Here is a 22,070-nt window from a genome sequence, read left to right on the forward strand (position 1 = left end):
CCGGCAGGGCATCAGCTCGATTCACAATCCGGAGGGTGGGCATTGAGTCGCACAAGCAAGAAGCAGGGGGGCAGGCTGGTTTCGGCCGGTCCGACGATGGCGGACCTGGCCAAGCTGGCTGGCTTGTCGAAAATCACGGTCTCCCGGGCACTGGGCGACAGTCCGCTCGTGAACCCCGAGACGCGCGAGCGGATTCGCGAACTGGCCCAGAAGCACGGGTACAAGTTCAACATCAGTGCGCGCAATCTGCGCTTGCGGCGCAGCCACACGGTGGCCGTGATCGTCGAGATGAAGCCGTCCGGCGACCGCACGATGTTCGACCCTTATCCCCTGGGTCTGCTTGGCGGAATTTCGCAGGAGCTGACGGCGGCAGGTTACAGCGTCCTGTTGACCACGCGTCAGGGCGCCACCGCTGCCGCAGTGCAGGCGGCCGACGGGCTGATCCTGCTCGGCCAGGGTGTCCATCAGGACGCCGTGCACCGATTCAGCAAACTCGGCGTGCCGATGGTGGTATGGGGTGCTGGCCTGGCGGGCGATTCGCACGTGGTGGTCGGTAGTGACAATCGGCTGGGAGGCTCGGAGGTGGCCCAATACTTCGTTCGTCAGGCGCGCCGGCATCCCGTGTTCATCGGCAACCCCAGCCACCCGGAGATCCACGATCGTCTCGACGGATTCGTGGCTGCGCTGGGCGTGCATGGGATCAAGCCGCTCTTGATGCGACGCGACGAGTTCACCGCCGATTCCGGCACTGGCGCCGTGCATTCGTTGCATGCCCGCGGCGTGGACTTCGATGCGATCTTTGCCTGCAGCGACCTGTTGGCGATGGGTGCGATCCGCGGTATCCAGGAAGTGGGTCGTTCCGTGCCCGGCGACGTCTCGGTCGTGGGCTATGACGACATGCCATCGGGGGCGAGTTTCCTGCCGGCGCTCAGCTCGGTGCACCAGGACTGGCAGGAGGGCGGCGTCCTGCTGGCGCGCAAGGTGCTGGCGCTGATCCGTGGCGAGTCGGCGGCATCGGAGACCTTGCCGGTCAGTCTGGTGATCCGCTCGACCTGATTGAATGCAGGGGCCGGCCGGGTTGCCCCGGTTCGTGCGCATCGAGTGCCCGGGTCAGCAGGATCGAGGGCCCTTATCTGCGCGGCCCAACTTGTTGAACACGGTGGACGGCCCCGATTCAACGGCGCGTGTCTGGTAGCGCCGGCGTTGGCGTTTGCCGCTGACCATGGGTCGTCGAACAGATCGAGTCCGAATCGGAATACCCCGCAATCCCCGTCCGGCAGCGACCTGCGCGGCATGATGACATCGATACCTTGATATCGATAACAATTCGATGGTAGCTTTGCCTGAAATGACCCGTGCGGGTCGTCAGGGCACGCGATATGGCCTGCCACGTGGAGGGGACGGTTGAACCGGGAGCGCTCGTCAGCAGGCATGGTGATCCTCGCGTTGCAGCGCGGGGCGCAAACAGGCGTCGCGACTTGTCGCGTTGGCGGGCGCTCATGAACGCGGACAATCACGATGCCCGGACCGGGTTTGCCTTGGACAAGAACGCCACGCCTGCAGGGACCGGCTCATCCACTGGCGGGTTCGACGCGCCGGGAGCCGGCCTTGACCGCTGGCGGCTGATCCAGTCGACATGGCAGCCCGAACATGCCGCACGCAACGAGACCCTGTTTGCGCTGGCCAATGGAGCGCTTGGTGTGCGCGGCGGCTTCGAAGAGTCCGCCAGTCCTGACCAGGCAAGCTTTCTCGCCGGTGTCTGGGAGCGCGCGCCGATCCATTATCACGAGCGGCACTTCGGATTTGCGCAAACCACGGATACGCGGGTGCCGGTTGCCGAGGCCACGATCATTCGCATCCGGCTGGGAGACGATCTGGTCGACCCGGTCGACGGCGACATCATTGAGTTTCGGCGCACGCTCGATCTGCGCGAAGGACGTCTTGAACGTCACCTCAGATGGCGCACGGCGCAGGGCCATACGCTGGAGCTGGACGTCGAGCGCATCCTGCCGATCGCGCAGCCCGGCATGATGGCGATCCGCATGCGCTTGCGCTCGATCGACTACCGCGGCCCGGTCAGCTTCGAATCAGCGATCGTCGGGAACCAGTCTGCAGCGGCGCAGGGCGGCGATCCGCGCTTCGGCGCCGGCCATGGCCTGGCGATGCAGGTAGAGCGGACTTTCGCCAGCGAGCGGGTGGCCCGGCTTGAGCAGCGCACGCGTGAGAGCGCCATCGGTGTGGTCTGTGTGCAGCGTCATCAGCCCAGCGGGCTCGTCTACGCGGACGCGATGACTGAAGCGGATCGAGTGGCGCAGAGATACTCCGGACACATTGAAGCCGGCGACAGCGTCGCCGTCGACAAATTCGTCGCCTATGCGTGGAGCCAGCCACGGCAGGAAATATCCGCGGAAGATCTGCATGCGCGTGCCGCAGCCATGCTCGAGATCGCGGTCGGCGACGGTTTCGAGCTTCTCGTGCGGGAGCAGGCCCGGAGTCTTGCCGCGTTCTGGGCGAGCACCGATCTTCAGATCGACGACGACGGGGCGAGCGAACAGGCGCTCAGGTTCAACCTGTTCCACGTGTTCCAGTCAGCCGGACGCGATGGGCTGGGCGGCATCGCTGCGAAGGGCCTGACCGGCGAAGGTTACGAAGGTCACGTGTTCTGGGATTCGGAGACCTTCGTGCTGCCGGCGCTGGCGCTGATCGATCCCGCCTTGGTGAAACCGAGCCTGCTGTGGCGCATACGCACGCTCGATCGCGCGCGCGCCCATGCCCGCGAGATGAACCATGCATGCGGCGCGCTCTATCCGTGGCGCACGATCAGTGGCGACGAGTGCTCGGCCCATTATCCCAGCGGCTCGGCCCAGTACCACATCAACGCCTCGATCGCATTGGCGATCAAGCTCTACATCGCAGCGAGCGATGATCGCTCCTTGCTTGAGGACGGCGGCGCCGAGCTTCTGGTCGAAACGGCCCGTATCTGGTTGCAGGTCGGGCACTTCAGTTCCCGACGCGGCGGTGCGTTCTGCATCCACGGCGTGACCGGCCCGGACGAGTACACCGCGCTGATCGACAACAACTACTACACCAACCGCATGGCGCAGGAACACCTTCGCTATGCGGTCGAGGTGATGCGGGAACTGGCGGATCAGGCGCCGAAGTCGCTTGCCGGTTTGGAGAGCAAACTGGGCCTGTCCCGACGGGAAATCGATGATTGGTCGCGTGCGGCCGACGCGATGTACCTGCCCTGCGACGAGCGCCTGGGCATCGTCGCCCAGGACGACACGTTCCTGGACAAGCCGCGATGGGATTTCGACGGCACGCCGCGAGACCAGTATCCGCTGCTGATGCACCATCACCCGCTGACGCTGTACCGGCATCAGGTGTGCAAACAGGCCGATGCCCTGCTCGCGCTGGTGCTCGCCGGCAGCAACGTCGACCGTGCCACGCGTCGCCGCAGCTTCGACTACTACGAAGCGATCACGGTTCACGATTCAACCCTGTCCGCATCGTCCTTCGCCATACTCGCCGCCGATGTCGGCCGCATCCGCAAGGCGCAGGAGTACTTCACGGATTGCGTGCGCGTCGACCTTGACGACCGCCATGCGAACACCAGCCATGGGGCGCACATGGCCGCGATGGCAGGGAGCTGGCTTGCGCTGGTCTGGGGCTTCGGCGGGCTGCGCGTCAACGCCGACTGCCTCGACTTCGATCCGGTCCTGCCCCCGGCGTGGCGACGCTATCGCTTCGGCGTGACCTGGAAAGGCCGCCGCATCGCCGTCGTGGTGGATGCCGGCATGGCGCATTACACGCTCAACGAAGGTGCATCGCTGAATATCGTGCATGCCGGCCAGACTGTGCTGCTGCGCGAAGGTGCCACCGCTTCGCTGGCGCTGGTCGATCACGTCGACCGCTCGGCGGACGCGCCGGAAGCGGCATCCATCTTTCCTCGTCCGTTCAAGGCCATCGTCTTCGACCTCGATGGCGTGCTGGCCAATACTGCCCCGCTGCACCAGGCCGCCTGGCAGCGGCTTGCCGGGGAACTTGGCCTGTCATGGCCCGACGATCTTGGCGAAAAGCTCAAGGGCGTCGATCGCGCGACCTCGCTCGAGCTGGTTCTCGGCGAAGCGGCCAGCAACTACACGGCTGCGCAGAAAGTCGAGCTCGCCGACCGAAAGAACGGTTACTACCGCAAGGCGATCGAGGCGCTGACCGAGGCCGATCTGCTGCCTGGCGCGCTGGACGCATTGCGGGCCGCGCGTGGCGCGGGTCTGAGGCTTGCGCTGGCTTCCGCCAGCCGCAGTGCCGCAGACCTTGTCCGGCGAATGGGGATTGACGGGTACTTCGAACACATCGTCGATGCCGCGTCGATAAGCCGGGCAAAGCCCGATCCGGAAATTTTCCAGTGTGCCGCCGCCGCACTGGGTGTTGATCCCGCCGCGTGTCTCGGCATCGAAGACGCGCAAGCCGGAATAGCGGCGCTCAAATCCGCGGGCATGGCAGCACTGGGTATCGGTGACGCCAGGATATTGAAGGAGGCTGATGCCGTATTGCCTGGTCTGGCGTCATTCAAGCTGGAGCATTTTGTGGTGGGGAGCTGAGAGCAGATCCGTTGCCGGAGCCGCTGTGGGCAAGTCAAAACGTACGCAACTTTGAATCAGAAACCGGTGTTCCGACACCGCCTTGAGGAGGGAGTACCATGAACCACCCCGATTTAGTCAAACTCGCCCTGGCGACTGCGATTGCCGCGGCACTCCCGCAGATGGTCTGGGCGGCAGCGCCAGCCGGACCTGCCGCAACCGCGCAAACCGACACCCAGCCCGACGCCCAGACCAACAGTGCGTCCGCCAGCAAAAGGGCGCCCAAGGCGCAGCTCAAGGAAGTCAAATCCCTGCAGGCCGTCGTGGTGACCGCCAACGCCGGCGGTGTCAGGAAGATCGATGCGAGTTACAACGTGGTCGTCGCCGACCGGCAGCAAATCACGGATGCCAACCCGAAGAGTACGGCCGATCTTTTGAAGATCTCGCCGGGCATCTGGCCGGAGTCCAGCGGTGGCCAGACCGGCGCCAATATCGAGATCGCGGGTTTTCCCGGCGGCGGCGATGCGCCGTTCTTCACCATGATGGTCAATGGCACGCCGTTGTACGGCATGCCGTCGTTGTCGTTCATGGACAGCAGTTCGCTGTTCCGCCTCGATGACACGATCGACCGTGTCGAAATCGTGCAAGGCGGTCCTGGCGCCATCTTCGGCCCCGGTCAGATGGGTGCCACCGCCAACTTCATCCTGCGCCAGGGGACGGATGTGCCATCGGGTGACGTGGGCGTGACCTACGGCAACGAAGGCCTCTACCGCGTGGACGGATTCTTCGGCTTCCCCATTGCCGAAGGCTGGTACGGCAGTATCGGCGGCTTCTACCGCAAGTCCGATGGCGTGCGCGATCCGCAGTTTCCCGCCGATGATGGTGGTCAGTTGACCGCGACGCTTTCCCACGACATGGACAATGGAAGCCTGCTGTTCTGGGCGCGTGCGCTCGACGACAAGAACCAGTTCATCACGCCGACGGCATTGATCCAGGGCACCGGCTCGAACTACTCCAGCTTCCCCGGCATCGACGCGCTGACCGGTACCTACTACAGCAAGGCGATCCAGCACGTGCAGGTGCCCGGGCCGTACGGCAACATGTTGAACGCCGATCTGGCCAACGGTCGCGGTGGCAAGCTGAACTACTTCGGCGGCAGCTACAGCGGCACGTTCGGCGAGTGGACGGTGGACGATCACTTCGTGGTCGGCGGCGGCCAGCTCAATACCAATGCGCTGTTCTCCGGTCCGAATCCGAAGCCGCTCAGTTACTACCTCTACGGTTGCAACATGGCGCAGCCTGCCGGCTTCTGTGACGCGAACAACATGCCGGTCGATGGCGACACGCTGAATTACCCTACCAGCTACAACGCGCAGGCCAATTACGTCGGTGGCGGTGCGGTGCCGCTGGATCAGAGCGTGATCCACCAGGGTTGGTGGTACATCCAGAAGCAGCTGCACACGTTCAACAACGACTTCCGCGTGAGCAAGGAGATATTCGGCGGCAATACGTTGACTGCCGGGTTCTACTATGCCCGGTCGACCGACCGCGACAACTGGTCGCTCGGCAACCAGATGCTGATGACCAACACCAACAACGCCACACCGATCACGGTAAGCCATGTCCAGAACGGCCAAACGATCTACGACAGCAATCCGCAGGGCTTCGTCAGCTTCAACGGCAATTACGACATCGCCGAAAACGGCGTCGCGGTCAACAAGGCGTTCTACCTTTCGGACTCCTGGAAAATTGGCCGGTGGTTGCTGGATGCATCCGCGCGAGTGGAAAACCTGCATGCGACGCACAACGCCTGCAATTTCAAGACGATCGATCTGGACGGTGACCCGAACACGCTGTACGACAACCAGGTCGGCGTATGCGACGGCACGTTCACGCATCTGGACTACGACAAGACCCATCCGTCGTTCACCGTGGGCGCGAACTACGAGCTTGCCGACAACATGAGTGTGTACGTTCGCGGCAATACGGGCGCGCATTTCGATGATTTCGACAACGGCATAAGGGGCACCGGCGGTGACTTCTCGCCGATGGAGAAGATCCGCAACCTGGAAGGAGGCTTCAAGTATCAGTCGAACTACCTGTACGTCGACGCCAGCGTCTATCTGAGAAAGTTCACCGGCCTGCAGTATCAGGAGACCAACGGAGCGGGCGTGCCGATCGGCGCCATCTCCAACTACGGTTCATCGACCAAGGGCCTGAACCTCAATGCCAGCTGGTCGCCGATCGAGAACCTGAAGCTGACCCTGGTGGGCAACTACATGGACGGGCATTACACGAACTACAACGGCTGCGCACAGTACACCGACATCAACGGGAATACCCAGTGCGTGGGGCTCAATGGCCAGCCGCTGCAGCGTCAACCCAAAGTGCGCTACATGTTCACGCCAAGCTACCGGATCGTGACCGGTTGGGGTGACGTCACCGGGTTCCTGACCTACACGCATATCGGGCAGCGTTACGAGGACCAGACCGGGTTGCAGCCCTTGGGCACCTACTACACGCTAGGCGCCGGCATCGTCGCCAACGTCCAGCAGAACTGGCAGTTCACCCTGCGTGGCACCAACCTCACCAACCAGATCGGGCTGACCGAGGGCAACTCGCGCATCTTCGGCGTCAACACCGGCATCGGCGGCGTGATCATGGCCCGCTCGATCGAGGGGCGTGAGGTGAACCTGCAAGCCAAGTACACGTTCTAGTTTTCAGCTTGCCCTGTCCGTATCGGTCAGGGTGGCCCGGGTCGTTCCCCTCGGCGACCCGGGCCATTTCGTTTGGCGGAGCGCGGCATTACATTGGCGCTTCATGCCGGTCTATGCGTTGCCTGCCCTGCCGCGCAACGATCCGGTGCTCCATGGTCGACAGCGGGCGAGGTGAGCGATGCATCCATCAAGTCAGCCGATCCACGCATGGCCGTGACTTCTTCCGCGGTCATCGATGCGATGCGGCGCATCAGCTCGCTGCTGCAGACGGGCGCATTCCGCGATGCACAGGAGCGGCTCGAAGCGATCGTCGCGGAGCATCCCGACTTCGCCGAGGCGAAACGCCTGCTGGCCGGAACCCGGCTGGCACAGGGTGACATCGTGGGTGCCGAGGCGCTGCTGCGTGAAGCGCTGGCAATCGCTCCGACATGGACACCGACACTGGCGACCCTGGGCGAGGTGCTGCTCAACCGCGGTTGTGCCGGCGAAGCCGAGCCGCTGCTCCAGCAAGCCGCTGCCGGTACACCACCTTTTCCGCGCGCTGCCCTGATCCTCGCGCGCCATTACAACGATACGCGGCGTCCGGCGCAGGCGCTTGAGGTGGTGCTGCCGCATTGCGCAGGCGGCAACGTGGACGCCGAGCTCGTTGCCCAGCATGTGGCGGCCCTGGTCGCGCTGGGAAGGCAGGATGACGCCGTTGTCTTCTATCGACGCGTGGCTGCCGCCAGGCCGGATCATCCGGCGGCAGCGCATGCGTTGGCGATCGCCCTCGATGCGGCGAACCAGCCAGCCGAAGCCGAGCGTGTCGCGCGCCGGTCGCTCACGCTGGGACAGCCGACCCCCGCGTTGTACGCCACGCATGCGCGCAGCCTGATCGCGCTCGGCGATTTCGAGCGCGCGGAAGCCGCGCTGCGCGATTGCCTGCGCATGGAGCCCGGACGGATCGAGGCGCACAGCAACCTCGCGCGACTGATCTGGATGCGCACCGGTGACGGTGCACAGGCAACCGCCGTGATGGATCAGGCGCTGACAATGTTCGCGCACGACGACGCGTTGTGGGCGGCCAAGGCTGCAGTTCTGCAGGGTGCCGGCGATGCACGCGGTGCCTACGCCTGTCTGGCACCCCACGCTGCACCCCCGCATGCCGCGCCGGCCCTGCTGGTGCGGGCCGGCCTGGCAGCGTTGGAGTTCGATCCGTCCGCTGCCCTGGGCCTGGCCGAACGGGCGCTGCGCGTCCTGCCGACGGACATGGCGGTACGCAAGCTGATGCTCGCGGCCCTGCTCGGTGTGGGTGACGCACGTGGCGCGCTGCCACATTGCGAGGCCTTGCTGCGTGCCGATCCCGACGATCAATATCTGATGGCGTTGCAGACCACGGCCTGGCGACTGCTTGATGATCCGCGCTACGAGGAATGCTGCGACTACGCGAATCTGGTCGTGCCGCAGCAACTGGAAGCGCCGTCAGGCTGGCCTGACCTGGCCAGCTTCTTCGTCGATCTGAAACGCAGCCTTGCGCGCCTGCACGATTCGCACAAGCATCCGCTGCTGTTCCAGTCGCTGCGCCACGGCACCGAGACCACCGAGGATCTGACGCGCAGCGCCGACCCGGTGATCCAGGCGCTGTTCAAGGCCTTCCACGCGCCGATTCAGCACTACCTGGAGCACATCGGCCACGGCGCTGATCCCTTGCGCCGGCGCAACGAGGGCCGCTGGCGTTTCAACGGCAGCTGGTCGGTCAGGTTGCGCACGTCCGGCTTTCACACCAGCCACGTCCATCCCCGTGGCTGGATCTCGTCGGCCTGCTACATCGACTTGCCCGAGAGCATGGGCGACGCAGGGTGCCGGGAGGGCGCGCTCACCTTCGGCGTACCGGGCATCGTGACCACGCCGGTGCTGTCGGTAGAGCACGAAGTGCGTCCCGAAGTCGGCATGCTGGCCCTGTTTCCGTCCTACTTCTGGCACGGCACCGTGCCGTTTTCAGGCACGCAGACGCGCCTCACCGTGGCCTTCGATGTGGTGCCGGGCAAGCCATAGCGGGGAGGAGCGGAGCCGATTCGTGTCGTGCGTTCATGCCGTCACCGCATTGAACGATATCGATATCCGTGGTTCGTCGTTGTCATGCGGCTCGACGAAGTGCTCCATCCAGCATGGAAACAGCACCAGCAGGCCAGTCGCGGGTGCGAGCCGGATATCGCTGTAGCCGTTCGGCACTGCTCCCTTGACGTAACCATGAATCACGCCCGGCCGCGGGTCGCGGAAAACCAGTTTTCCCGAACCCTCGGGCACGCTGAGGTAGAAGCAGCCCGACAGCAGGCAGCCCTCGTGCACGTGAAGGAAATTGAAGCCGCCGCGGTCATGCAGGTTGACCCATGATTGCAGCTGGAACGGGACGTCGCGGATACCCATCTCGATCAACGCGCTGGTGCACCCTGCGCGTACGGCCTGCTGCAGCGGAGCAAACTCCGGTTGATCCAGCACGGCCATGTCCTCGCTATTCCAGCCTTGACGATTGGTGCGGCCTGCGGGTCGGGGATTGGCCGCGCGCTGGGCCAGCACCGCAGCGATCCAGGCGGGCAGATGCGGCGTGAGGCTGGTCACGCTGGCTTGCCAGATGCGGGTGGGAAACAGGTCGAAGGAACGCAGCCTGGGCGCGCTGGCAGGCATCGCCGACTTCGTGCCGCCCGGTGGGTTGAACGTGAGAGTGAAATTTCCGGCCATGCTCTGCCTCCCTGTACAGCGCAGTGACCTCATACTGCGCGCGAGCCGGCGTGGCTCGCAAGAACAGCGTGCGCCCAGCTGTCCCCCCCACCGGGGCAAGATTCAGCGCGAACGTCGGGGCGCCATCATCCTTGCCATCGGCGGAGGCCCGGAAGCGCCGTGGCGCTGGCGTGCCGCGGCCGCGTGCTCAGTCGTCGTCTTCCTCGCCGGTGCTCCGACCCATCTGTGCGGGGGTCAGGGTCAGGCGGAAACAGCTGCCGCCACCGGCCACGCGCACATATTCCAGCGCCGCCTGGTTGGCTTCGCTCATCTGCCGGGCGAGGTACAGGCCAAGCCCGGTGCCGTATTCGTGGGTGGTATAGAAGGGCTCGAAGATCTGCGCCGCCACCTTGGGCGCAATGCCGGGGCCGCGGTCGATCACCTCCAGGATTGGCACGCCATGCTCGCCCTGGCGTGCCACCACCATCACCCGGGCCGGTTCGCCCGGCAGGCGGCCGTAGCGCAGCGCGTTCTGCACCAGGTTCCAGACCACCTGCTGCAGTTGCTGCGGGTCGGCCAGCGCGGCGACCGGCACGCTGCTGTTGGTGATCGCCCGCAGCGAGTCGGTGCCCAGGTCGTTGCCCTGGCTGTACTCCGCCACGAAATCCTGCGCCCAGTCGCCAAGATCGAGCGTTTCCGGGCGCGAGCGCTCACGCCGCGACAACTGCAGGATGTTCTCGATGATCTCGTTCAGGCGGATGCAGTGGTTGTTGATGATTTCGACCATGCGCTGGTCAGTGCTGTCCATCGTCCTGGATTCAGCCAGCAACTGTGCGGAATAGCGGATCGCGGCCAGCGGGTTGCGGATTTCATGCGCGATCGACGCCGACAGGCGGCCGAGCGAGCTCAGCGTGAGTTCTTCGGCACGTCGTGACAACAGCGAGGTGTCGTCCAGGAAGATCAGCACGTGCGAATCGTCGTTCGGCGCCAGTCGGGTGAAGCGCGGCACGACTTCGGGCACCCCGTCGGCGAGCTGGGTGGCGGTTTCGTCCAGCTTGCCGGAGGTGATCCAGTGGTACAGGCGGCGCGACAGCTCCGGTGCCAGCTGGCCCAGGTCGCGCTGGTCGGCGCCGGGGTTGCCCAGCAGCATCCAGGCGGATTCGTTGATCTGGTGGATGCGGTTGGCGTCGTCCACCAGCAGCACCCCGGTCTTCATGCGGCGGATGATCAGCTCGTTGATCTGCGACAGGTTGGCCAGATCCGTGCTGCGCTGTTCGGCGAGCGCCTCGGTGGCACGCAATTGCTGGCCGAGCACGCTGCACAGCGCCGTCGTGGCGAAATAGGCGAGGCCGAACAGCGCGCTCTCCAGCAGGTCGCGGTCGCCGGCATGGCCGGAGAGCGACCAGCCGAAGAAGGAGATGCCCAGCATCGCCAGCGTGGCCAGCGCGGCAAAGAACCCGGACAGGCGCAGCGGCAGGATCAGGGCGCCGGCGCACAGGTTCACCGCCAGCATCATCGCGATGCCGATGCGCGCGTCGTGCATCGCCGCGATCGCCATCATCGCCGCCGCGATGTCGACCACCAGGGTCACCGCCACCGCGGTGCGAACGTAGGGCATGCTGCGCCGGTTCAGCAGCAGCGCCACCAGCGCAAAAATGAGGTACAGCGTGGCCAGCGTGCGGGCAAATCCCGGTTGCGGCAGTTGCGGCCAACCCATGCCGCCGGGGCTGAAGGCCAGGCCCGTGTACACCAGTGCCTGCATCAACCGGAACCCATTGAGGAACGAGAGTTCGTGGCGAATCGTTGCCATCCCTGTGCGCGGATCGTTGGTTATTGCTGGACTGGACACGTGGCAGGCAGTTCCATGGCGGGTCCAGGCGAGTATATGACGGGTGGACGGGCCGGGTGGTGGCTGGTGGGAGTCCGTCGAACCCCGCGAAACCGGCCCATCGGGGCCATTCTGGCGGCGCGCCCTTTCCATTGCGGCCCGCTTCCGCGAAAATAGGCGGCCGCATGGTGCGCTGCAGCCGGCATTCGGCAGGCACGTCGCGTTCCGGCAACGTGTCATTCCACCGACCGATTCTCCTGACCCACGCCGAGGTTTTGCGCGTGCGGCCGTCACGTTTCTCCGTTCGCTCGAGGTATCGAATGAATTTCCACGAATACCAGGCCAAAGAACTGTTCGCGCAGTACGGCATCGCCGTGCCGCCGGGCAAGGTCGCCAATTCCCCCGATGCCGCCGTTGATGCCGCCAAGGCACTCGGTGGTTCCCAATGGATGGTCAAGGCACAGATCCACGCCGGTGGCCGCGGCAAGTCCGGCGGCGTCAAGTTCTGCCGCAGCTTCGACGACGTGCGCGCCGCCGCCAAGGGCATGCTCGGCACCAACATGGAAACCTACCAGTCGGCGGGTCGCGCCCTGCCGGTGAACCTGGTGCTGGTCACCGACGCCACCGACATCGCCCGCGAGCTGTACCTCTCGATCCTGGTCGACCGTGACTCCAAGGCGGTCTCGTTCATTGCCTCCAAGCACGGCGGCGTGGACATCGAGCAGGTCGCCAAGGACACGCCCGAAGACATCCACACCATCGTGGTCGACTTCGTCGAAGGCCTGCAGCCGTACCAGTGCCGCCAGCTCGGCTTCGCGATGGATCTCACCGCCAAGCAGGTCAACCAGCTGACCAAGATCATGCTGGGCCTGTACAAGCTGTTCAACGAGAAGGACCTGGCCCTGGTCGAGCTGAACCCGCTGGCCGTGCTGGAAGACGGCAACCTCGCCGCCCTGGATGGCAAGGTCAACTCCGACGACAACGCCGAGTTCCGTCACCCGGACTTGGCCGCGATGCGCGACCTGACCCAGGAAGACGCGGCCGAAGCCGCCGCGGTGCAGAACAACCTCAACTACGTGACGATGGACGGCACGATTGGCTGCATGGTCAACGGCGCGGGCCTGGCAATGGCGACGATGGACGTGATCAAGCTGGCAGGCGGCGAGCCGGCCAACTTCCTCGACGTCGGCGGCGGCGCCACCAAGGAGCGCGTGACCGAGGCGTTCAAGCTGATCCTGTCCTCGGACAAGGTCAACTGCATCCTGGTCAACATCTTCGGCGGCATCGTGCGCTGCGACCTGATTGCCGAGGGCATCATCGCGGCGGTCAAGGAAGTGGGTTTGAAGATTCCGGTCGTGGTGCGCCTGCAGGGCACCAATGTCGATCAGGGCCGCGAACTGCTGGCCAACTCCGGCCTGGCGATCACGCCGGCGGACGATCTCAACGACGCGGCGCAGAAAGCCGTGGCTGCCGCCAAGGCCTGAGGAGATATCGAAATATGAGCGTTCTCGTCAACAAGAAAACCAAGGTTCTGGTGCAGGGCTTCACCGGCCAGCAGGGTACCTTCCACGCCGAGCAGGCGATTGATTACGGCACCACCGTCGTCGGTGGCGTCACCCCGGGCAAGGGTGGCAAGGAGCATATCGGCCTGCCCGTGTTCAATTCGGTCGACGAAGCCGTGCTGGAAACCGGCGCCGACGCGTCGGTGATCTTCGTGCCGCCGCCGTTCGCCGCCGACTCCATCCTCGAGGCCATCGACGCCGGCATCAAGGTGATCGTGGCGATCACCGAGGGCATCCCGGTGCTGGACATGCTGCGCGTGAAGAACGTGCTGCAGCAGCATCCGGAAACGGTGCTGATCGGGCCGAACTGCCCCGGCATCATCACTCCCGGTGAATGCAAGATCGGCATCATGCCCGGCCACATCCACCAGCCCGGCAAGGTCGGCATCGTGTCGCGCTCGGGCACGCTGACCTATGAAGCCGTGTTCCAGACCACCAACGAAGGCCTGGGCCAGTCCACCTGCATCGGCATCGGCGGCGACCCGATCAACGGCTTGAGCTTCATCGACTGCCTCAAGCTGTTCCAGGACGATCCGCAGACCGAAGGCATCATCATGGTGGGCGAAATCGGCGGCAGCGCCGAGGAAGACGCCGCGGAGTTCATCGCCGAGTACGTGACCAAGCCGGTGGTGTCCTTCATCGCCGGTGCGTCGGCCCCCGCGGGCAAGCGCATGGGCCACGCCGGCGCGATCATCTCCGGCGGCAAGGGCACGGCCGAAGCCAAGTTCGCCGCGCTGGAGAAGGCTGGCGTCACCACGGTGAAGTCGCCGGCCGATCTGGGCAAGGCACTCGCGAAGCTGATGAAGTAAGTCGGCTGCGGCGGCAACGCAAAAGGCCACGCCGGTGCGTGGCCTTTTGCTTTTCGGGGGCGGGATACGTGCCGTCGTCCTGCTTCGAGCAAGCGCAGAGGTTGTACCGCGATGCGAGATTGCACCTACGCTACGCAGCGACAAGTCCTGCCTTCCCCCGCTAGCGGGGGAAGGTGCCCGACAGGGCGGATGGGGGTACGCTCTTGACTCACAACTGAACAAGGATCAGTTCATGCGAGAAAACGCCAAGCTGCGTCTCGCGCGCAGCCTGCGCCGCGACATGACCGAAGCCGAACGTCACCTCTGGCGTCACCTCCGCCAGCGTCGATTGGCTGGTTTCCGCTTCCGCCGCCAGCACCCGCTCGGTCCGTACGTTGCCGACTTCGTTTGCATCGAAAAGCACCTCTTGATTGAGGTCGACGGTTCGCAGTATCTCGAATCCACTGACGACGATCGTCGAGAGGCGTGGATGCGCGCGCGGGGATTCACCACAGTCAGATGCTGGAACCACGATGTGCTGCAGCGGACTGACGAGGTGCTGGCCATGATCTTGCGGGTTCTGAGATAGAAGAGCGCCCCCATCCGCCCTTCGGGCACCTTCCCCCGCAGGCGGGGGAAGGGAGATGTGCCCCCCGCTCCGGCGGATTCAATTACCATTCGCTGCTTGTCTCTTCAGGAACACCACCCGCCATGGCAAAGCTGCGTCTGGCATTGGCCCAACATGATTTTCAGGTCGGCGCGGTGGCCGCCAATGCCGCGAAAGTGGCTGAGCTGATGGACGAGGCGCGCAGCGGAGGCGCGGGTCTGGTGGTGTTTCCCGAACTGACGCTCAGCGGCTATCCGCCGGAAGATCTGCTGCTGCGCCCCAGCTTTCTTGCCGCCTGTGACAGCGAATTGAAGTCCTTGGCCGCCCGCAGCCGGGGCCTGGCAGCGATGGTCGGGCATCCGCACAGCGAAGGGGAAGTGTTCAACGGGGTCAGCCTGCTGCGTGAGGGTTGCATCGAGATCACCGCCCACAAGCAGGCGCTGCCCAATTACGGCGTGTTCGACGACAAGCGCTACTTCCGCGCCGGGCATGCGTCGGTGACCACGGTGATCGACGGTATCCGCACCGGCATGCTGATTTGCGAGGACGTGTGGCAGCCCGAGCCGGTAGCGCAGGCTGCGGCGGCCGGCGCCGAACTAATCGTGGTGATCAACGCGTCGCCGTGGCACCAGCACAAGCAAGCCGAACGCGAGGCCGTGCTGCAGGCCCGGGCACGCGAGAGCGGCTGCGCGATCGTCTACGTCAACGTGGTCGGTGGTCAGGACGACGTGGTCTACGACGGCAGTTCCATGTTGGTGAATGGCGACGGCTCGATCGCCGCGCGTGCGCCGGCGTTCGTCGACGCGCTGTTGTGGGCGACGTTCGACCCGGCGACCCGCACGCTGCACGCGCACGACTGGCCGGTAGTGGCTGACGCCTCGGACGACGCCGTGCTCTACGCCGCCCTGGTGCGCGGCACCCGCGACTACATCGACAAGAACCGCTTCGCCGGCGTGCTGCTCGGCTTGTCCGGCGGTATCGATTCGGCGTTGACCCTCGCGCTGGCGGTCGATGCGTTGGGCGCCAATCGTGTCACGGCGGTGATGATGCCTACCCGCTACACCTCGCGGCTGTCGCTCGACGGCGCGCGCAAGCAGGCTGAGCAATTGGGCGTGGACTACCACGTGATCGACATCGAGCCGACCGTCGACTCGTTCATCGATGCGTTGGCTCCGGTCTTTGCCGGCAAGGCCAGCGACACCACCGAGGAAAACCTGCAGTCGCGCACCCGTGGCGTGATGTTGATGGCGCTGTCCAACAAGCACGGCAGGCTGCTGCTGGCCACCGGCAACAAGAGCGAGATGGCGGTCGGCTACTGCACGCTCTACGGCGACATGTGCGGCGCATACGCGCCACTGAAGGACGTCTACAAGACCGCCGTCTACCGCTTGGCGCGGTGGCGCAATGGGGCCGGGATTGGAAGCGTGGAGGACAGAGGGACCCAGACGATTCCCGATTCCCGATTCCCGATTCCCGTGGAAGTCATCGACCGCCCGCCATCAGCCGAACTGCGTGCCGATCAGACCGACCAGGATTCACTGCCGCCGTACGACCAACTGGACGGGATACTCGAACGCTTCATCGAGCGCGAGCAATCGCAGGCGGAGATCGTGGCGCAGGGCTTCGACGCCGACACCGTGCGTCGGGTCGTTCGCCTGGTGTTGATGAACGAGTTCAAGCGTCGCCAGTCGGCACCGGGCCCACGCGTGACCACCCGCGCCTTCGGCCGCGAACGCCGCTATCCGATCACGTCAGGCTGGCATTGAATCCACCATCCGCGAAGCGCCGCTCTTGCTCTCGTGCTCTTGCGAATCCCGAATCCCGAAACTCAATGATGCCCTGAAAACGGAATCATCTTGCGCAAGGTGGACGGCGCATGCGGCCACTTCGGGTCGGTCAGGTACGGGTGATTCGGATAGTTCAACGCCAGCACTTCCCGTGTTTGCGAGGCCAGGTCCTTGCGATCCAGCGCGAGATAGCTGCGGGTGAGGATCGCCAGTGCATCGCCGGTCTGGGGCGCCTGCTGGTAGTGCTCGATCACGTACTGCGAGCGATCCGCGGCGGCAATATAGGCCTTGTTGCGCAGGTAGAACTCGGCCACGTTGATCTCGTACTGGGCAAGCAGGTTGCGCAGGTAGATCATGCGCTGGCGCGCATCGGCGGTGTAGGCGCTGTCCGGGAATCGGCGCGACAGTTCCGCGAAGTCGTCGAAGGACTGCAGGTTGTATGCTTGGTCGCGTCGTGACTGGCCACCGGAACTCTTGGTGAGACGCTCGACGAAACCGCTGGTGCGACCAAAATTGATCAGGCCACGCAGGTAGTAGGCATAATCGACGTGTTTCTGGGTCGGATAGGTCTTGATGAAGCGGTTGATCGTGGACAGCGCGTCGTCCGGCTGGTTGTCCTTGTACTGCGAATAGGCCAGGTCGAGCTGGGCCTGTTCGTTGTAGTCGCCGGACGGGAAGCGGGCGATCAGGCGCTGGTAGGCTCGGCTGGCCGCGGCGTAGTCACCACTCTCCAGCGAGGCGTGCGCCTTGTTGTACAGCGCTTCCACCGGCATGGTGTCGATGGTTTCGCGCTTGTGGCCAAACATCGAGCAGGCGCTGACCGCCATGACCAGGGCGAGAACCGCGACCAGCCTGACGGCCGACAGTGGAAACAATGACAGTGTGGACGAGCCACTTGATAGGCGCATAGGAATGAATTCGGATGTTGAAACGAACAGGCATGATAACTGAAAGCGGCTTCCGCCCGTGGAGGCATGCGTGACCACGATACGGCAGCAGGCGGAGGTGCCGCTGAGCGCAGCAGGACGGCGTTTCGACCAGGCTTTGGCCGATATGTTCCCCGATTACTCGCGTTCGCGCCTTAGCAGCTGGGTCAAGGCCGGTGCCGTGACCCTGGATGGCGTTGCCGTACCCCCTCGGCAATTGCTGCGGGGCGGGGAACTGGTGGCGCTGGAAGTCGAGCTGGAGACCGAGGTGCACAGCCAGCCGGAAGCGATTGCGCTGGAGATCGTGCATGAGGACGAGCACCTGCTGGTCCTGAACAAGCCCGCCGGACTGGTGGTGCATCCCGGCGCGGGCAATCCGGCCGGTACCCTGCTCAATGGCCTGCTGCATCACGATCCGAAGCTGGCCGAACTGCCGCGCGCCGGTATCGTGCACCGGCTGGACAAGGACACCTCCGGCCTGATGGTGGTGGCGCGGACGCTGCCCACCTATACCGCACTGGTCGACCTGCTGTCGCGGCACGAGGTGGAGCGGCTGTACGAAGCGGTGGTGCTGGGCACCATGGTGGCCGGCGGCACGGTGGACGAGCCGGTCGGCCGCAGCATGGGCGACCGCCTGCGTCAGGCGGTGCGCGACGAGGAGGATGGCAAGCGCGCGGTGACCCATTACCGCCTGCGCGAACGCTTCCGCGCACACAGCCTGCTGCAATGTCAGCTGGAAACCGGCCGGACCCACCAGATCCGGGTGCACATGACGCACATCGGCCACCCGCTGGTGGGCGATCCACTGTACGGCGGCGGCCTGAAACTGCCCAAGCGCGCCACCGAGGGGCTGGTCAACGCGTTGCGCGGCTTCCGCCGGCAGGCACTGCATGCGGAGAGGTTGTCGTTCATCCACCCGGCCACCGGCGAGACGATGGCGTTCAGCGCCGAGCGTCCGGAAGACCAGCAAGCGCTGATCGAGGCACTGCGGGCAGATCTGGCCGAACACGGCGCCGACGACTACTGATACGGTCGATCAGCGCGGCCGTGCTGCTTCCATCATGTCCTGACCCTGCTCTTCCGAATCCCGATTTCCGAATCCCGACCCAATGACCGAAAGCTGGATTTTCCCCGACTGGCCGGCCCCGCCGCAGGTGCACGCCGCTGTCACCACCCGGCATGGCCCGGGTATTTCGGCGGTGCCGTTCGATCGCTTCAATCTCGGCCTGCGCAGTGGCGATGCGGTGGACGCGGTCCAATCCAATCGCGGCGCCCTGCAACAGGTGCTGGGCCTGCCGTCTCCACCGCGCTGGCTGCAACAGGTGCATGGCGTCGACGTCGCCCAGCTCGGCCCCCTGGCAAGCGCTGACGAACCCAGGGCCGACGCCGCGGTCTCGCACATTCCCGGCACGGTGCTGGCGATCCTCACCGCGGATTGCCTGCCCGTGCTGTTTTGCGCCGAGGATGGCAGCGAGATCGGCGCCGCGCATGCGGGATGGCGCGGGCTTGGAGCTGGCGTGTTGGAGGCTACCTTGACCCAGATGGAAACCCCGCCCAGCCGGCTGCTGGCATGGTTGGGACCTTGTATCGGTGCGGCTTCGTACGAAGTCGGCGAGGAGGTGCGCGAGGCCTTCGTGGCGTCCGACATCACCGCTGCCGATTGCTTCGACCCGACCCGTCCCGGCCATTGGCTTGCCGACCTTGCTGCGCTGGCACGACGACGCTTGCTGGCAGCGGGCGTGCAGCGCGTCCACGGCGGTGGTTTCGACACCCTGGCCGATAAGCGGTTCTATTCGTATCGCCGCGACGGTGCCCGTAGCGGCCGCTTCGCCAGCCTGATCTGGCTTGCCGACAGCTGAGCGGCCACGCGTGATCGGCGCGGTCTGCCCCGCGCGCTTGCTTGAATCACCGGCCAGAGTCCGCATTTAGGAACCTGTCGGGCGGCGCTGCTGTCTGCCTTGCCCTTTCATTTCTTGCCGGGGATCGTTCGATGCGAATGGACAAACTGACCTCACGCTTCCAGCAGGCACTGGCCGACGCGCAGTCGCTGGCCGTGGGTCGCGACAACAACATGATGGAGCCGGCGCACGTGATGGCGGCCTTGCTGGCGCAGCAGGGCGGTTCGACCGCCCCGATGCTGACCCAGGCCCAGGTCAACGTGCCGGCGCTGCAGCAGCGCGTCAATGCAATCCTCGAGCGGCTGCCGAAAGTCAGCGGGCAGGAAGGCAACATCAACGTCGGCAACGACCTGACCCGCCTGCTCAACCTCACCGACAAGCTGGCGCAGCAGCGCGGCGACCAATTCATCGCCAGCGAACTGTTCGTGCTTGCCGCGCTGGACGACAAGGGCGAACTCGGCGCGGCGCTGAAGGCGGCCGGTGCCAGCAAGGCCAACCTCGAGGCCGCCATCGACAAGCTGCGTGGTGGCGAGAGCGTGCAGAGCGAGGGTGCCGAAGAGCAGCGCCAGGCGCTGGAGAAATATTGCATCGACCTCACCGAGCGCGCCGAGAAGGGCAAGCTCGATCCGGTGATCGGTCGCGACGAGGAAATCCGCCGCACCATCCAGGTGCTGCAGCGGCGCACCAAGAACAACCCGGTGCTGATCGGCGAACCCGGCGTGGGCAAGACCGCGATCGTCGAAGGCCTGGCCCAGCGCATCATCAAGGATGAAGTCCCCGAAGGCCTGCGTGGTCGGCGCGTGCTCTCGCTGGACATGGGCGCGCTGATTGCGGGCGCGAAGTTCCGTGGCGAATTCGAGGAGCGGCTCAAGGCGGTGCTGAGCGACCTGTCCAAGCAGGAGGGACGGGTGATCCTGTTCATCGACGAGCTGCATACCATGGTCGGCGCCGGCAAGGCCGAGGGCTCGATGGATGCGGGCAACATGCTGAAGCCCGCGCTGGCGCGCGGCGAGCTGCACTGCATCGGCGCCACCACGCTGGACGAGTACCGCAAGTACATCGAGAAGGATGCCGCGCTGGAGCGTCGTTTCCAGAAGGTGTTCGTGGGCGAGCCGACGGTGGAGGACACCATCGCGATCCTGCGCGGACTGAAGGAACGCTACGCGGTGCATCACGGGGTGGAGATCACCGACCCGGCCATCGTTGCCGCGGCCACCTTGTCCCACCGCTACATCGCCGACCGGCAACTGCCGGACAAGGCGATCGACCTGATGGACGAGGCGGCATCGCGCATCCGCATGGAGATCGACTCCAAGCCGGAGGAGCTGGATCGGCTGGAGCGCCGGCTGATCCAGTTGAAAATCCAGCGCGAGATGTTGAAGAAGGAAAAGGACAGCGAATCGAAGCAGCGCCTGGCCGACCTCGAAGCCGACATCGAGAAGCTGCAGCGCGAGTTCTCCGACTTGAACGAAATCTGGAAATCGGAAAAGGCGGCGCTGCAGGGCACCACCAAGGTCAAGGAACAGATCGAGCAGGCGCGGCTGGAACTGGATGCGGCCCAGCGCTCGCAGGATTACGCACGGATGAGCGAGATCCAGTACGGCAAGCTGCCGGCGCTGGAAAAGCAGCTGGCCGCGGCGCAGGCGGCCGAAACGCAGGACTTCCAGCTGGTGCAAACCCGCGTCACCGCCGACGAAATTGCCGAAGTGGTGGCGCGCTGGACCGGCATTCCGGTCAGCAAGATGCTGGAAGGTGAGCGCGACAAGCTGCTGAAGATGGAGGACGAGCTGCACAAGCGCGTGGTCGGCCAGGACGAGGCCGTGCACGCGGTGGCCGACGCAATCCGGCGCGCGCGCGCGGGCCTGTCCGATCCGAACCGGCCCAGTGGATCGTTCCTGTTCCTGGGCCCTACCGGTGTTGGCAAGACCGAACTGTGCAAGGCGCTGGCCGAATTCATGTTCGACACCACCGACGCGATGGTACGCATCGACATGAGTGAATTCATGGAGAAGCATGCGGTGAGCCGTCTGGTGGGTGCGCCTCCCGGTTACGTGGGCTACGAGGAAGGCGGCTACCTGACCGAGGCGGTACGGCGTCGCCCGTACAGCGTGATCCTGCTCGACGAAGTCGAGAAGGCGCACCCGGATGTGTTCAACATCCTGTTGCAGGTGCTCGACGATGGCCGTTTGACCGACGGCCAGGGCCGCACCGTCGATTTCCGCAACACGGTGATCGTGATGACTTCCAACCTGGGGTCACAGATGATCCAGGACGCCGCCGAGAGTGGCGGCGATGCCGAGGAGCAGTACACGCAGATGAAGGCCTCGGTGATGGGCGTCGTGCAGGCACACTTCCGGCCCGAGTTCATCAACCGGCTCGACGAGATCGTGGTGTTCCGTCCGCTCGACAAGGCGCAGATCCAGGCGATTGCGAAGATCCAGCTGGTCTATCTGGAGAAGCGCCTGGCCGAGCGGCAGTTGAAGCTGGAGGTCAGTGACCAGGCATTGGCCTTGCTGGGCAATGTCGGCTTCGACCCGGTGTACGGCGCGCGGCCGTTGAAGCGGGCGATCCAGCAGCAGCTGGAAAACCCGCTGGCCAGGCAGATTCTGGAAGGTCGTTTCCAGGCGGGCGACACGATCCGCGTCGATGTCGCGGGTGGGCACCTCACTTTCGAATGACC

14 protein-coding genes are annotated in these 22,070 nt (G+C 64.9%); 11 read left to right on the forward strand and 3 right to left on the reverse strand.

Translation table 11 applies throughout. The features are described from left to right. Positions 1-96: 96 nt before the first annotated feature. From AC0L58_RS03605 to AC0L58_RS03620, 4 genes are all read left to right on the forward strand, one after another. A complete protein-coding gene (locus AC0L58_RS03605) occupies positions 97-1,056 on the forward strand; it encodes a LacI family DNA-binding transcriptional regulator (RefSeq protein WP_473688549.1) in 960 nt (319 codons plus the stop codon). 443 nt (positions 1,057-1,499) lie between these two features. Further along, entirely contained in the window at positions 1,500-4,601 is a 3,102-nt protein-coding gene (gene pgmB, locus AC0L58_RS03610) for a beta-phosphoglucomutase (protein ID WP_473686778.1), read from the forward strand. 98 nt (positions 4,602-4,699) lie between these two features. Then, positions 4,700-7,297, forward strand: a complete 2,598-nt coding sequence (locus AC0L58_RS03615) for a TonB-dependent receptor (RefSeq protein WP_473686780.1) — start codon at positions 4,700-4,702, stop codon at positions 7,295-7,297. 207 nt (positions 7,298-7,504) lie between these two features. After that, the gene (locus tag AC0L58_RS03620; protein WP_473686782.1) at positions 7,505-9,331 is read left to right on the forward strand and encodes a tetratricopeptide repeat protein; all 1,827 of its coding nucleotides are present in this window, start codon (positions 7,505-7,507) and stop codon (positions 9,329-9,331) included. 33 nt (positions 9,332-9,364) lie between these two features. Here AC0L58_RS03620 and AC0L58_RS03625 read toward each other — a convergent pair whose 3' ends face one another. Then, entirely contained in the window at positions 9,365-10,015 is a 651-nt protein-coding gene (locus AC0L58_RS03625; protein ID WP_473686783.1) for a TIGR02466 family protein, read from the reverse strand. Between the two features lie 187 nt (positions 10,016-10,202). Then, positions 10,203-11,804, reverse strand: coding sequence for a sensor histidine kinase (locus AC0L58_RS03630; RefSeq protein ID WP_473686785.1), 1,602 nt, complete (start codon positions 11,802-11,804; stop codon positions 10,203-10,205). A 203-nt stretch (positions 11,805-12,007) separates the two neighbouring features. Between AC0L58_RS03630 and sucC the strand changes: the two genes are divergently transcribed. From sucC to AC0L58_RS03650, 4 genes are all read left to right on the forward strand, one after another. After that, positions 12,008-13,306 (forward strand): ADP-forming succinate--CoA ligase subunit beta, encoded by a 1,299-nt coding sequence (gene sucC, locus AC0L58_RS03635; protein ID WP_473686787.1) that lies wholly within the window; start codon positions 12,008-12,010, stop codon positions 13,304-13,306. Positions 13,307-13,320: 14 nt separating this feature from the next. Then, complete coding sequence (sucD, locus tag AC0L58_RS03640; RefSeq protein WP_473686789.1) at positions 13,321-14,193, forward strand: succinate--CoA ligase subunit alpha; 873 nt, start codon at positions 13,321-13,323, stop codon at positions 14,191-14,193. A gap of 280 nt (positions 14,194-14,473) precedes the next feature. Beyond that, a complete protein-coding gene (locus tag AC0L58_RS03645) occupies positions 14,474-14,761 on the forward strand; it encodes an endonuclease domain-containing protein (protein ID WP_473688551.1) in 288 nt (95 codons plus the stop codon). Between the two features lie 122 nt (positions 14,762-14,883). Then, entirely contained in the window at positions 14,884-16,545 is a 1,662-nt protein-coding gene (locus AC0L58_RS03650) for an NAD+ synthase (RefSeq protein ID WP_473686791.1), read from the forward strand. Between the two features lie 62 nt (positions 16,546-16,607). Here AC0L58_RS03650 and AC0L58_RS03655 read toward each other — a convergent pair whose 3' ends face one another. Next, positions 16,608-17,474 (reverse strand): outer membrane protein assembly factor BamD, encoded by an 867-nt coding sequence (locus AC0L58_RS03655; RefSeq protein WP_473686793.1) that lies wholly within the window; start codon positions 17,472-17,474, stop codon positions 16,608-16,610. 70 nt (positions 17,475-17,544) lie between these two features. Here AC0L58_RS03655 and rluD point away from each other — a divergent pair, with 70 nt between their 5' ends. The 3 genes from rluD to clpB all read left to right on the forward strand — a co-directional run bounded on the left by rluD (position 17,545) and on the right by clpB (position 22,068). Then, positions 17,545-18,519: a 23S rRNA pseudouridine(1911/1915/1917) synthase RluD gene (gene rluD / locus AC0L58_RS03660; RefSeq protein ID WP_473686795.1), complete on the forward strand. Its 975-nt coding sequence runs from the start codon at positions 17,545-17,547 to the stop codon at positions 18,517-18,519. An 82-nt stretch (positions 18,520-18,601) separates the two neighbouring features. Then, a complete protein-coding gene (gene pgeF, locus AC0L58_RS03665; protein WP_473686797.1) occupies positions 18,602-19,351 on the forward strand; it encodes a peptidoglycan editing factor PgeF in 750 nt (249 codons plus the stop codon). Positions 19,352-19,482: 131 nt separating this feature from the next. Further along, on the forward strand, positions 19,483-22,068 hold the full coding sequence (gene clpB, locus AC0L58_RS03670) for an ATP-dependent chaperone ClpB (protein WP_473686799.1): 2,586 nt from the start codon (positions 19,483-19,485) through the stop codon (positions 22,066-22,068). Positions 22,069-22,070 lie beyond the last annotated feature (2 nt).

The organism is Rhodanobacter sp. G2-10, from assembly GCF_055809185.1.